The sequence below is a fragment of the Crocinitomix catalasitica ATCC 23190 genome (genome assembly GCF_000621625.1).
Lineage (GTDB): Bacteria > Bacteroidota > Bacteroidia > Flavobacteriales_D > Crocinitomicaceae > Crocinitomix > Crocinitomix catalasitica.
The window spans coordinates 55521-68076 of record NZ_JHXV01000010.1; the positions used below are offsets into that span (position 1 = coordinate 55521).

The following is a 12556-nucleotide window of genomic DNA, read 5'->3' on the forward strand; positions in this document are numbered from 1 at the left end:
GAAGTTAATCTCATTATATTTGTAAAACAAGTACTATTTATTATCCGTTAATCTGGCGCATTTTTTGTGTATAATTAAATGGATATTAATTCTTAAAATGGAAGTGTATGGATTGGAATAGGTTATCGATGTTTAAATTGGGAAACCGACATAAAAGGTTTGAATATGTACCAAGATATTATGATCCACGTAAAGAGGCTTTAGAAAAGAAAATTAAACAAGCTCAGGCCGAGGCGAAAGGGACGAAAGACAATGATAATATTGCGCGTGAGATTAAATTTAAATCGACTATAGAAGATAGATGGGGTGATTTGAATGTTAAGAAACAACGTTCAAATTCAAATTTGAGACTCATCTTAATTTTAGGTGTAATTATTGGAATCTTTTATTATTTGTTTGTTGGCATTGATGCAGCAGGTATGCTGATTGAAAAATTAAAATAGAGAATGTCGGATATTATAAAATTATTACCCGATCATATTGCGAATCAAATTGCAGCTGGGGAAGTTGTGCAAAGACCAGCTTCGGTTGTGAAAGAATTAATTGAAAATTCTATCGATGCAGGGGCTTCAACGGTTAATTTGGTCGTAAAGGATGGTGGTAGAACTTTAATACAAATCATAGATAATGGTTGCGGAATGTCTGCAATCGATGCACGGATGTCATTTGAAAGACATGCTACGAGTAAAATAGCAAAGGCAGATGATTTATTCGCCTTACAAACTAAAGGGTTTAGGGGAGAAGCAATGGCGTCTATTGCTGCAGTTGCTCATGTTAGTTTGAAGACTCGCTTGCATGATGAGGAATTAGGAACTGAAATTATTAATGAAGGGTCTAAAATTATTAGTCAAGAAGCAGTGATGGCTGCTCCTGGTACTTCTATATCTGTTAAAAACCTATTCTTTAATATTCCAGCCCGAAGAAATTTTTTAGGGACGAATACAACTGAGTATCGTAAAATTTTGGATGAATTTTTACGTGTAGCCTTAGTTCATCCTGATATCTCATTTACTTTTCACCACAACGATGATGAAATTTATAACTTATCAGGTCAGGGGTTACGTCAACGAATCGTTCAAATTTATGGCGCAAAATTTAATCAAAGACTCGTGCCTGTTAATGAGGAAACTGATCTGATTCAAATAACTGGTTTTATTGTAAAACCCGAGTTTTCTAAAGCTGCTAAAGATCAAAGTTTTTTCTTTGTGAATAATAGATTCTTTAAGGATCGTTATTTTAATCATGCCGTATTAAATGCTTATGAAGGACTCGTTCCTTCTGGTAAATTCCCGCCTTATTTTCTTTATTTTACAGTGCCTACACAATCAATTGATGTGAATGTACACCCAACTAAAACGGAGATAAAATTTGAAGAAAATCAAGCGATTTATGCGATTATTCGAAGCGCGGTTAAACAAGCGCTTGGCCAATTTAATATCGCGCCAAGTCTAGATTTTGAACAGGAAAGAAGCTTTAACGTTCCACCATTAAAGAAAGGACAGACGGTTCAAATGCCACATATTCAGGTCAATCCTGATTTTAATCCTTTTAAAACAACATCGAATAGCGGTTCGAATAATTCAACGGGCTTATCAAGTACAAAACGATCTAATGGTTTTAGTAATATTCAACCGCAAAAAGGGGATTGGGAAAACTTTTATGGAGAAATTGATGCGTTGAAGCAAGAGGATAATCCAGTTGAGGAAAATGAAGAGTTTGAACCACAAGCTACAACAATTGAGTCTGTAATGAATGATGATTTTATTGTGGAGCGTAAAAAGCCAACGCAAATAAACGATAAATACATTCTAACTTCAATTAAGCAGGGGTTTTTATTAATAGATCAATATCGTGCGCATTGCCGAATTCTATTTGATGAAATTATAGCTGCTAATAAAGGAATAACACAATCTCAAAAGTTATTATTTGTTGAGGAAATAGAGATTGATAAAACGGATATTGTTGCTTGGGATGAGATTTTGGATGAATTGAACAATTTAGGATTTGAATTGACAAGAAAGGATACCATTTTGGAAATTGCAGGTGTTCCAGTGAATATTAAAGATAAAAACCCGCAAAGGATCTTATTAGAAATTTTTGAGAACTATAAAAATACAATGCAATCTGATGCGATTTCAATTCATGAAATTGTAGCCTTATCAGCGGCAAGCGCCATGGCAACAAAAGGGGGGAATAAATTGACTGGTGATGAAATGGAATACATAACGGATGCGCTTTTTGCATCTAGTGCTCCGCAAATATCACCACACGGCAAAAAAATTATTGAAACATTTACTTTAGAAGAAATATCAAAAAGATTTAACTAATGCTACAGAACATTTTCCGGAACATGCAACCCGTCGTTAAAAACTTGCTAATAATTAATGTTATTTTTTTCTTTGCGACTTTTGTATTCCAACAACAGAATATAAGTCTGATTAATTTATTGGGCCTACACTATATTGATTCTCCACTTTTCGAGCCTTATCAATTGGTGACGCACTTTTTTATGCATGCCAATTTCCCGCATATCTTATTCAATATGTTTGCTGTTGTGATTTTTGGAAATATGCTCGAACGAATTTGGGGTGCGAAGAAATTCTTAATTTTCTATTTCGTAACAGCATTGGGCGCTGCGGTATTACATCAATTTATTCAAGGACTTGAAGTTTATAGTGCATCTGGATCTTGGCTGCCTGTTTTTAATGGTATTTTTGAAATTCAAGGAGACATGGTTCAATATCCAAGCACAATTAAAGATTTTAATTCTGTTTGGACTACGATTAATATTCCTACCGTTGGTGCTTCTGGTGCTGTATACGGTTTAATTATGGCGGTTGCTTTATTGTTCCCGAATACTGAGGTGTATCTTTATTTTGCCATTCCTGTTAAAATGAAATGGCTTGCATTAGGTTTAGCGGCTATCGCACTATTCAACGGATTTCAAAATAATCCAGGAGATTCTGTAGCGCATTTTGCCCATTTAGGAGGTATGTTATTCGGATTTATTATGATTAAAATTTGGCAACGTCAAAGAACTGATTTTTATTAATTATGGAAGGGGAACGAATTATAGATTTTATTAAACGAAGTATTCGTGAGTCTGGTCTTACAGGGAAGATTATTGCTGTAAACGCAATTGTTTTCATGTTCTTTGTACTGTTAAGATTGATAGGATACTTGTTTCAGTTTAGAGGATTAGAGGATACTGTGAAGATGTATTTTGTTGCGCCAGGAAATCCAGCGGAGCTATTATATAAACCGTGGTCGTTAATCACACAGCTGTTCACACATGCCGACTTTTTCCACTTCTTCTTCAACATGTTCATTTTGTATTTTGTTGCAAGAATTTTTATCCATTTCTTCGGTGAAAGACGATTGTTGACCACCTATTTATTGGGGGGGATATTTGCATATTTGATACATATAATAGCGTATTATATTTTTCCCGCTTATACAATGACTTCTGCACCTCCTATAACTGGAGCTTCGGCTTCTATAATGGCGGTGTTTATCGCTTCGGCGATTCACCAACCTAGCTTTAAAGTGAATTTATTTGGTGCTTTTCCAATGCCGCTTATTTTATTAGCCGTATTGTATGTGATCTCAGATTTAGTTGGAATAGGTAGCAATGATAATGTTGCACATTTTGCACATTTAGGTGGAGCACTTTTTGGTGGTTTGTCTGTATTGAATATTCATTCGAAATCGAACTTTATGAATCGTTTTGATAAATGGTTCTATAGCTATAATTGGTCAAAAATATCGTTGAAGAGGAAACCTAAAATGAAGGTCTACTCTCAATCAAAAAAAACGGCAAAAGAGATGACTGATGAGGAATTTAATGCCTCAAAAGTTGAAAAACAAAAACGGGTAGATGCAATTTTAGACAAGATTGCTAAAAAAGGTTACGACGGTCTGAATAAGGCTGAAAAAGACTTCTTATTTAATGAAAGTAAGCGAAAATAAACGCAAATTAGGTCTTCTATTAAAATTGATGATCCTAATGAATGTGCTCAACTCTTTTGGGTTGATAGCAGCATATATGGCCACGCATATATCGCCGACTTCGTTCGTCTACTTTAGTTTTTTCGGATTGACTTTTCCCATTTGGCTAACTATCGAAGTGTTATTTATTGTTTTCTGGTTGTTCTTCTCCAAAAAGCTAATGCTCATTTCTTTTGTGACGATTCTGCTAGGATTTAATCATGTAACAAATTTCTTTGCAGTGAATATGATTGATAGCAAAATGACTGCATCAGTAAAGATCTTATCTTATAATGTTAAAATTTTCAATTTGTATGACCTCGAGAATCGGGAATCTCTTCGAGATGCAAATTTTAAATTCTTACAGGAAGAAGATGCGGGGATCTACTGTTTTCAAGAATTCTATCATCAAGAAACAGAAGGAGTTAATCCTTTTATAACTAAGGATCATTTAGTGGAGATATTAAACACGCCATATCATCACGAACGATATACGCATGAAATGTCACATAAACGATATTTTGGTGTTGCAACTTTCTCTCGTTACCCTATAATTGGTAAGGGGGAAATAGCTTTCGAAAACGATGCGAATAACTTTTGTATTTATTCTGATATCGTAGTAAATGAAGATACTTTTCGCGTGTTTAATGGTCATTTAGGTTCTATTCGATTCCAAAATGACGATTATAAATTCTTTGACGAAACGGAAGACAAAAAGAAATATGTCAATGAAGAAGCTGGTCAACGAATCTATAATCTATTAAAGAATGCTTTTATTAAACGTTCAAGTCAAGCGGAAAAAGTAGCCAAAGAAATTGAGAATTCTCCTTATCCTGCTATTTTCTGTGGTGATCTTAATGATACGCCTGTATCTTATGCTTATACGCAGTTTGAAGATCAATTAGACGATGCTTTTGTTGCTTCAGGAAATGGAATAGGGCAGACATATATTGGAAAGATTCCATCAAATAGAATCGATTATATTTTTTATGATCCGGATTTAAAATCTAAAGATTTTGAAACGCATTCAGTGAGTTTCTCAGACCACAAAGCTGTCTCTTGTTGGATTGGAAAATAACTTAAAGCGACTTAATTATTTTCTTCCATTTCTTTAGCTGTTTCTAGTACTTTGTCTTTTAAACTTGCTTTATAAGCTATAATTCTATTTAAGACTTCAGGATTTGCAGACCCGATAATACTTGCTGCCAAAATTCCAGCGTTCTTCGCACCATCTAATGCTACAGTTGCAACTGGAATTCCTCCAGGCATTTGAAGAATGGATAGAATAGAATCCCAACCGTCAATTGAGTTGCTTGATAAAATTGGAACGCCAATAACGGGTAATGGTGTAATTGATGCCATCATACCTGGTAAATGAGCTGCTCCACCTGCACCCGCAATAATCACTTTGATTCCTCTCTTATGCGCCTCACGACCATAATCAAACATGCGTTCTGGTGTACGATGTGCAGAAACAACAGTCATTTCGAATGCTATATTAAATTCCTTTAACATGTCTGCAGCTTGCTGCATTACTGGCAAGTCAGACTTGCTCCCCATTATAATACCAACTTCAATCATATTTATTTTTTATGCGCTTATACTTGAATTTCTTCGATAAAATTATACTTGGTTTTTCAACTAATTTATAAAGTAAATAGGCTGCTACCCAAGAAATAATCAAAGCAAAAATAATCATTAAATAGGGATAGTGGGTCGTCAAATAATGGGATCTTGTGAAATATAAGAATTGTTGACCGGTTAATCCGTGTATTAAATAGAAAGAATAGGAGATTTTACCAGTTATATTAAAGAATTTGAATTGACTTGGTAATCCAAGAACTAAAATAAATGTAATTAAAGAAACGACAAGGTCTTGTGGCATGTAGAAATAAGCTAAATCAAGAAGAATTATCCCTGCAATAACATAGTATACCCAATGTTTCTCAATTTGTCGAATGAAGAAAGTACACAGGCCTAGTAGAAAATAAGGAGCGCTTACGAAAAATGTATTCGCATTATTGGTATACAAGCCAAAAAGTAGTAAAAAAATTGCTATTCCAGCAAACAACCATTTACTTTTTGTAATTAAAGGAAATAACAGTCCAATTAATAAATAGAATTGTAGTTCGACTTTTAACGTGAGGAAAATAGGATTGATCCAAGTATTATCTGGAAAAAATGATTTTAACCACTCAAATGCATTGATGAAATCAACCATAAAGAACCCATTCGCAAAAAGTTGGCGCCACTGAATATTGTATGGAGTGAGCCAAACATACTCAAAAAGAAAGTTCGTCCAAATTGTAATCAATGCAAGTACAATAAAGTAGGGAGGCAAAAGTCGAGAAAGTCGTTTTCCTAAATATTGAAAATAATCTCGAATGTGGTAACCACCATAATACAAAGCGTAAGGGATGATAAAACCAGAAATAATATAAAACATTTCTACTCCTTGAGCACCAAAGTGAAAGGCCTGACGGATATCTTCATTGGCAATTAAGGGAATATTCTCACTAGTATGATTGGTAAAATGAAATAATGCAACAGAAAGGGCTGCAATAGCCCTTATAAACTCAATATGATTAAGATGCTGCTTATTTTCCAACTGCTTTTAGCGTTTCTTTGACTTTAACTGCAATTTCCTTTGCCGTATCTAATTCCGGATTAAGGATCGTAATATGGCCCATTTTACGAAAAGGTTTTGTTTCCCTTTTACCGTATAAATGCGGATAAACACCTGGCCAATTCATGATTTTCTCAAATCCTTGATATTTTACTTCTCCAAAATTCTCTTTTTCACCCAAAAGATTAACCATAACCGATGGCTGAAGCATTCCAGTTGCGCCTAAAGGTAAGTTTAAGATTGCACGTAAATGTTGCTGATATTGTGAAGTATAATTGGCCTCAATGGTTTGGTGTCCGCTATTGTGCGGACGAGGAGCAACTTCATTAACCAATACTTGCCCCGTCTTCGTTAAAAACAATTCTACTGCTAAAATTCCAACCATACCAAGCTTTTCAATTATGCTTTCAGCAATATCCTTAGCTACTTCTTCAATTGAAGGGGAAACATTGGCAGGCGCAAATAAAAACTCTACCAAATTGGCCTCAGGATTAAATTCTAACTCGACCAATGGATAAGATTTAATTTGTCCATCAGCATTCCGCGAAACAATAACTGATAATTCTTTTTCAAAATCTACAAACGATTCTAAAACACTTGCTTCGCTAAATCCTAATTCAAAATCAGCGCTTGACTTAATGGCTTGTACACCACGACCATCGTATCCACCTGTTCTTAATTTTTGCATGAATGGCAAAAAGTCTTGATGATCAGAAAGTGATTCGTTCTCTGCAATCAATTTAAATGGAGCGGTAGGAATCTTATTTTCTGAATAGAAAGACTTTTGTAATCCTTTGTCTTTTATCAAACGAATGATATGAGGCTGCGGATAAACTTTTTTTCCTTCTTGTTCCAACTTTTCAAGAGCATCAACATTGACATTTTCTATTTCAATCGTGATGACATCCTTATCTTTCCCAAAATTATAAACGGTATCAAAATCTAAAATACTACCCAAGGTAAATTCTTTGGCAATATTCCTGCATGGCGCATTTTCGTCTGAATCTAAGATGTGAACTTCTACATCAAAGTCAATCGCTTCTTGAATAAACATGCGGCCTAATTGACCGCCGCCTAGAATGCCAATCTTCATTCCTGATTGATAAAAACTACTCATGTTACAAATTTAATATTCTTTTAAAGTTAGGGAACAAAAAAAGCCCCTTGGTCACAAGGAGCTTATAATAATATCGCGAAAGTATATTATCTCTTAGCTAAAGTTTCTGAAGAAACTGATAATTTCTTTCTTCCTTTTCTTCTTCTACCGTTGATAATAGCTCTACCGTTTTTAGTAGCCATTCGACTTCTAAATCCGTGCTTATTTCTTCTTTTTCTAATTGATGGTTGAAACGTTCTCTTGCTCATTGTCCTATATATTATAAAATACTTTTATTTCTTCTTCTAAATTTCCTCTAAGGGAGTGCAAAGATAAAACAAAAATATAGAGTACAAAATTTTATTTGCGATTTTTCGAAATTATGTAATTATTATGACATTCACTCCATATAAAGACCTTAATTTTACGCTTTTTAAGTCGAATTATGTTTGGAAGAAATAGTAAGAAAGATAAAGTTACATTGTCAGAAGATGCTTATAAAAAGGCGAGACGCTTTTTTAAATTCTTAAAACCTTATAGGTCGGTATACCTTGTCGGTTGGTTGTTTTTAATTTTATCAAGTATCACATCTATGTTATTCCCTGCTTTAATGGGACAGTTATTGGGAACAAATGGCGATGAAAAGCCAATTGTAGACATTCCAAATGTTGATTTAACCAATATAAATACCATACTTATAGTAATGTTGGTTGTTTTTGGTGCTCAAGCTGTATTTTCGTTCATTCGAATTGTACTTTTTAATCATGTAACAGAAAGAGCATTAAAAGATCTTAAGTCAAAAGCTTTTGATCGCTTGATAAAATATCCAATAGATTTTTTTAATCGGAATAAAGTAGGGGAGTTGTCTTCAAGAATTGCAACTGATATTAATTTATTGCAAGAGACCTTAAATACAACCATCGCCGAATTCTTCAGACAATTCATTACCATTATTATAGCTTTAGGATTCATTCTAATGGTTTCGTGGGAATTGGCTTTATGGATGTTAGCTGTTGTTCCTGTTTTAGCGATTTCTGCAATTATCTTTGGTCGTTACATCAGAAAGCTGTCAAAAGCTGCTCAAAATGAATCTGCTAGTTCGAATGCTATATTAGAAGAGGTATTAACTGGGATTGTGAATGTGAAAGCATTTACGAACGAACAATACGAAATTAATAGATACGGTAGCAGAATTAAAAATATACTGAAATTAAATATCAAGAGTGGAATAATGCGTGGGGCTTTTGTTTCGTTCATTATTTTTGGAATGTTTGGTGGTGTAGCTTTTGTTATATGGAAAGCAAAGGGTATGCAAGGCGAAGGTCTAATCACCAGTGCCGAATTCACAGCATTTATATTATATACTATTTTCCTTGGGGCATCTTTTGCCGCAGTGCCGGATTTATATGCCAAAATTCAAAAAGCAATCGGTTCAACCGAACATTTAATGGACTTATTAGAAGAGGATGTTGAAAGTGCTGAAGGTAATTTGTTGACAGACTTTAAAGGAGCGGTTGAATTCAAATCTGTGTCTTTTGCCTTTCCTCAAAGAAAAGAAATTCAAGTGCTGAATGAGATTAGTTTTAAATGTGCTCCAGGTCATACAACTGCTTTAGTTGGTAGTTCAGGCGCTGGTAAAACAACCATATCTGCATTATTATTGAAGTTTTATAATGTTGATAAAGGTGCTATTCTTTTTGATGGAATTGATGTTAAGGATATTGCAACTGAAAGTTTAAGATCGAATATTGCAGTAGTACCACAAGAAGTAATTCTATTTGGTGGTACGGTTAAAGAGAACATTCTTTATGGTAAAACCGAAGCGACTGACGAAGAGGTGATGGAGGCTGCGAAAAAAGCGAATGCTTACGACTTTATCATGTCATTTCCTGATCAATTCGACACAATGGTAGGGGATAGAGGTATTCAATTATCAGGCGGTCAAAAACAACGTGTCGCAATCGCCAGAGCAGTCCTAAAAGATCCTAAAATCTTAATTCTTGATGAAGCCACTTCTGCGTTGGATACCGAATCAGAAAAATTAGTACAAGATGCTTTGGATAAATTGATGATCAACAGAACATCATTCGTTATTGCGCATCGTTTGTCTACGATTCGAAATGCGGATAATATACTTGTCTTGGAAAATGGGAAAATTGTTGATCAAGGTAAACATGACGAATTAATTGCAAAAACAGATGGTGTTTACCATAAGTTGAATAATATGCAATTGTCTTAATTAACCCAAATAGGTTCTCAACATTTTGCTTCTTGAAGTGTTTTTTAATTTGCGAATGCCTTTTTCCTTAATCTGACGAACTCTTTCTCTTGTTAAGTCGAATCGCAACCCTATTTCTGCCAATGTCATTGGAGGATTATTGTCCAATCCGAAATATAAACGAATGACGTCAGCTTCTCTATGCTTTAAAGTGCTAAGAGAACGCTCTATTTCCGCTCTTAATGATTCTAAAATTAAATCCTTCTCGGGATTGTTTTGTTCAGAATTCTGTAAAACATCGTAAAGACTTGAACTGTCTTCTTCACCCTCTCTAAGAGGAGCATCCATACTGATATGTCTTCCGCTATTCGCTAACGAATTGGATACATCTGCTTTTGTGAATTCTAAAAATTCAGCTAATTCGTCAATCGTAGGTGGGCGATCGAATTGCTGTTCGAGTGTTGAAAATGCTTTGTTAACCTTATTAATTAAACCAATCTTGTTCAATGGTAAACGTACAATTCTTGCCTGCTCAGCTAATGCTTGCAGTATAGACTGACGAATCCACCAAACAGCGTATGAAATGAATTTGAAACCTCTCGTTTCATCAAATCTTTGAGCCGCTTTGATTAATCCTAAATTTCCTTCATTAATTAAATCGGGTAAGGATAAACCTTGATTTTGGTATTGTTTAGAAACTGAAACAACGAATCTTAAGTTCGCTCTAGTCAAACGATCTAAAGCTTTTTCATCTCCCGCGCGAATTTTTTTCGCCAATTCAGCCTCTTCCTCAGCTGTAATTAAATCAACACGACCAATTTCTTGTAAATACTTATCTAAAGATGCAGTTTCTCTATTGGTAACCTGTTTTGTGATCTTCAGTTGTCGCATGTTGTCGTGTTAAAGGTTAATACTATAATAAGTAACGTGTTTTTCGGTCGAATGGTTGGTCTTTCCTATCTGTTTAAAGTAACCATAAAAACTGAATTTTCAAATAAAACACGCATGTTATTTCGAATAAAAATAATATAAAAATCTATCGGATATATTTTTTTATAAAAAATATTTAAAGTGTGCGAATAAGTCCCGTTTAATTATTCGAATGAGAAGCGCAAATATTGATCGTAATCTCGATTTTACACAAAAAGTTATGGTATCAAATAAGTTTTCACTAAATTTAAATTCAGAATCAAAATTTAGATCGTTTAGATCATCATGTTATCAAAAAAGACAAAATATGCCTTTCATGCGCTAACTTTTCTAGGCAAACAGCCCAATAATATTCCCGTTGTTATCAGTGAGATCGCTAATCGAACTAAATTGCCAAAAAAATTCCTCGAGACTATTCTTTTAGATCTCAAAAAATCAGGTATTCTTGGAAGTAAAATGGGGAAAGGTGGAGGCTATTACTTAATTAAACAGACAAAGGATATTTCGTTAGCTGAAATTATTCGCATGTTTAATGGGCCAATTGCTTTACTGCCTTGCGCAAGTTTGAATTATTATGAACCTTGTGAAGAATGTGAAGACGAGGCTCAATGCGGTTTGAATAAAATGTTACTAAAAGTTAGAGAAGAAACGCTTAAAATATTAGTGAACAAGACGCTATTTGATATCATTTCAGCGGAAGAATAATTTTTTTAACACTTATTAATCTATTAAAACGATAGATTATATATATTTGTCAAAAATTATACGTGCTATTCGATCAATTTCTACATAAAAAAGGTGTTCGCCGAGGTGATTCTAACGCTAAATCAATATTGAAAAGTGTTAGCTGGCGAATAGTAGGTACATGCGATACTATATTAATTGCATATATCTTAACTGGTAATGTTAAAATGGCGGCTTCGATCGGAGGCATTGAAGTATTTACAAAAATGTTCTTGTACTATCTACACGAAAGATTTTGGAATAAGTATATCTAATGGAGAAAGAGAATTTAAAAAAAATACAAAAATTAACTGATTTACCAACAGTCGAACTGATTAAAACTTTATCAACTTTGGACTTGAAATTGGTCTTTTCGACTTCATTCGGTAAGGAGGATCAGGTATTAACAGATCTAATCGCGAATAACAATCCTGCAATTGACTTGTTCACCCTTGATACCGGACGTTTGTTTTCAGAAACTTATGATGTTTTTAATCGAACCATAAAGAAGTATAAAAGAAGTATTCAAACTTTTTATCCTCAAGCGGCACCATTGCAAAAAATGGTAACTGAAGATGGACCATATTCTTTCTATGAATCAATTGAAAATCGCAAGCAGTGTTGTGCAATAAGAAAGATAGAACCTTTAAAAAGAGCGATTAAAGGATATGATGTTTGGATTACTGGTTTGCGGAAAGAACAATCAAATAATAGAGGGCAATTAGAAATGGTTGAGTGGGATGAGTCGAATAATATCATTAAGATTCATCCGTTATTAAATTGGACTGAAAAAGAGATGGATGCGGTGATTGATGCGAATAATATTCCAGTAAATATTTTACATAAAAAAGGATTTAAAAGTATTGGTTGCCAACCTTGCACAAGAGCAATTGAAGAGGGTGAAGAGGAAAGAGCTGGAAGATGGTGGTGGGAGCAATCAAAAAAAGAATGTGGTTTACATACATAATTAAGACAA

14 protein-coding genes are annotated in these 12556 nt (G+C 34.2%); 9 read left to right on the forward strand and 5 right to left on the reverse strand.

Annotated elements, in window-relative coordinates:
* The first annotated feature begins 107 nt into the window (after positions 1-107).
* From T367_RS21780 to T367_RS23805, 5 genes are read left to right on the forward strand one after another with little or no spacing between them, the layout of a single operon-like run.
* The gene (locus T367_RS21780; protein WP_035842977.1) at positions 108-443 is read left to right on the forward strand and encodes a hypothetical protein; all 336 of its coding nucleotides are present in this window, start codon (positions 108-110) and stop codon (positions 441-443) included.
* Between the two features lie 3 nt (positions 444-446).
* Positions 447-2327, forward strand: coding sequence for a DNA mismatch repair endonuclease MutL (gene mutL, locus T367_RS0108020; protein WP_027419383.1), 1881 nt, complete (start codon positions 447-449; stop codon positions 2325-2327).
* Between the two features lie 44 nt (positions 2328-2371).
* Entirely contained in the window at positions 2372-3052 is a 681-nt protein-coding gene (locus tag T367_RS0108025; RefSeq protein ID WP_211252693.1) for a rhomboid family intramembrane serine protease, read from the forward strand.
* 2 nt (positions 3053-3054) lie between these two features.
* Positions 3055-3969 (forward strand): rhomboid family intramembrane serine protease, encoded by a 915-nt coding sequence (locus T367_RS0108030; protein ID WP_035842980.1) that lies wholly within the window; start codon positions 3055-3057, stop codon positions 3967-3969.
* Positions 3950-5065: an endonuclease/exonuclease/phosphatase family protein gene (locus T367_RS23805; protein ID WP_051568446.1), complete on the forward strand. Its 1116-nt coding sequence runs from the start codon at positions 3950-3952 to the stop codon at positions 5063-5065. The genes T367_RS0108030 and T367_RS23805 overlap by 20 nt, the downstream gene beginning before the upstream one ends.
* 11 nt (positions 5066-5076) lie before the next feature.
* Here T367_RS23805 and purE read toward each other — a convergent pair whose 3' ends face one another.
* The 4 genes from purE to rpmH form a co-directional block, all read right to left on the reverse strand.
* The gene (gene purE, locus T367_RS0108040) at positions 5077-5568 is read right to left on the reverse strand and encodes a 5-(carboxyamino)imidazole ribonucleotide mutase (protein WP_027419386.1); all 492 of its coding nucleotides are present in this window, start codon (positions 5566-5568) and stop codon (positions 5077-5079) included.
* Positions 5561-6595: an acyltransferase family protein gene (locus tag T367_RS0108045; protein ID WP_027419387.1), complete on the reverse strand. Its 1035-nt coding sequence runs from the start codon at positions 6593-6595 to the stop codon at positions 5561-5563. The genes purE and T367_RS0108045 overlap by 8 nt, the downstream gene beginning before the upstream one ends.
* Complete coding sequence (locus tag T367_RS0108050) at positions 6585-7730, reverse strand: 5-(carboxyamino)imidazole ribonucleotide synthase (protein WP_027419388.1); 1146 nt, start codon at positions 7728-7730, stop codon at positions 6585-6587. The genes T367_RS0108045 and T367_RS0108050 overlap by 11 nt, the downstream gene beginning before the upstream one ends.
* Positions 7731-7816: 86 nt before the next feature.
* Positions 7817-7978 (reverse strand): 50S ribosomal protein L34, encoded by a 162-nt coding sequence (gene rpmH, locus T367_RS24510; RefSeq protein WP_072032179.1) that lies wholly within the window; start codon positions 7976-7978, stop codon positions 7817-7819.
* A 176-nt stretch (positions 7979-8154) separates the two neighbouring features.
* Between rpmH and T367_RS0108055 the strand changes: the two genes are divergently transcribed.
* Complete coding sequence (locus tag T367_RS0108055; protein WP_027419389.1) at positions 8155-9948, forward strand: ABC transporter ATP-binding protein; 1794 nt, start codon at positions 8155-8157, stop codon at positions 9946-9948.
* Here T367_RS0108055 and T367_RS0108060 read toward each other — a convergent pair whose 3' ends face one another.
* Positions 9949-10818, reverse strand: coding sequence for a sigma-70 family RNA polymerase sigma factor (locus tag T367_RS0108060; protein WP_027419390.1), 870 nt, complete (start codon positions 10816-10818; stop codon positions 9949-9951).
* Between the two features lie 324 nt (positions 10819-11142).
* On the opposite strand from T367_RS0108060, the gene T367_RS0108065 reads away from it, so the two are divergent.
* The 3 genes from T367_RS0108065 to T367_RS0108075 all read left to right on the forward strand — a co-directional run bounded on the left by T367_RS0108065 (position 11143) and on the right by T367_RS0108075 (position 12547).
* Positions 11143-11562 carry an RrF2 family transcriptional regulator gene (locus T367_RS0108065; protein ID WP_027419391.1) on the forward strand — a complete coding sequence of 140 codons (420 nt, stop codon included), beginning with the start codon at positions 11143-11145 and terminating at the stop codon, positions 11560-11562.
* A 62-nt stretch (positions 11563-11624) separates the two neighbouring features.
* Positions 11625-11855, forward strand: a complete 231-nt coding sequence (locus T367_RS0108070; protein WP_027419392.1) for a DUF2061 domain-containing protein — start codon at positions 11625-11627, stop codon at positions 11853-11855.
* On the forward strand, positions 11855-12547 hold the full coding sequence (locus tag T367_RS0108075; RefSeq protein WP_027419393.1) for a phosphoadenylyl-sulfate reductase: 693 nt from the start codon (positions 11855-11857) through the stop codon (positions 12545-12547). The genes T367_RS0108070 and T367_RS0108075 overlap by 1 nt, the downstream gene beginning before the upstream one ends.
* Positions 12548-12556: the final 9 nt, after the last annotated feature.

What these genes read in the sequence shown, in the direction of transcription:
- rpmH (WP_072032179.1), bottom strand. Translation starts at nt 7,978, where the DNA reads ATGAGCAAGAGAACGTTTCAACCATCAATTAGAAAAAGAAGAAATAAG.
- T367_RS0108075 (WP_027419393.1), top strand. Translation starts at nt 11,855, where the DNA reads ATGGAGAAAGAGAATTTAAAAAAAATACAAAAATTAACTGATTTACCA.
- purE (WP_027419386.1), bottom strand. Translation starts at nt 5,568, where the DNA reads ATGATTGAAGTTGGTATTATAATGGGGAGCAAGTCTGACTTGCCAGTA.
- T367_RS0108065 (WP_027419391.1), top strand. Translation starts at nt 11,143, where the DNA reads ATGTTATCAAAAAAGACAAAATATGCCTTTCATGCGCTAACTTTTCTA.
- T367_RS23805 (WP_051568446.1), top strand. Translation starts at nt 3,950, where the DNA reads ATGAAAGTAAGCGAAAATAAACGCAAATTAGGTCTTCTATTAAAATTG.
- mutL (WP_027419383.1), top strand. Translation starts at nt 447, where the DNA reads ATGTCGGATATTATAAAATTATTACCCGATCATATTGCGAATCAAATT.
- T367_RS0108060 (WP_027419390.1), bottom strand. Translation starts at nt 10,818, where the DNA reads ATGCGACAACTGAAGATCACAAAACAGGTTACCAATAGAGAAACTGCA.
- T367_RS0108030 (WP_035842980.1), top strand. Translation starts at nt 3,055, where the DNA reads ATGGAAGGGGAACGAATTATAGATTTTATTAAACGAAGTATTCGTGAG.
- T367_RS0108055 (WP_027419389.1), top strand. Translation starts at nt 8,155, where the DNA reads ATGTTTGGAAGAAATAGTAAGAAAGATAAAGTTACATTGTCAGAAGAT.
- T367_RS0108050 (WP_027419388.1), bottom strand. Translation starts at nt 7,730, where the DNA reads ATGAGTAGTTTTTATCAATCAGGAATGAAGATTGGCATTCTAGGCGGC.
- T367_RS21780 (WP_035842977.1), top strand. Translation starts at nt 108, where the DNA reads ATGGATTGGAATAGGTTATCGATGTTTAAATTGGGAAACCGACATAAA.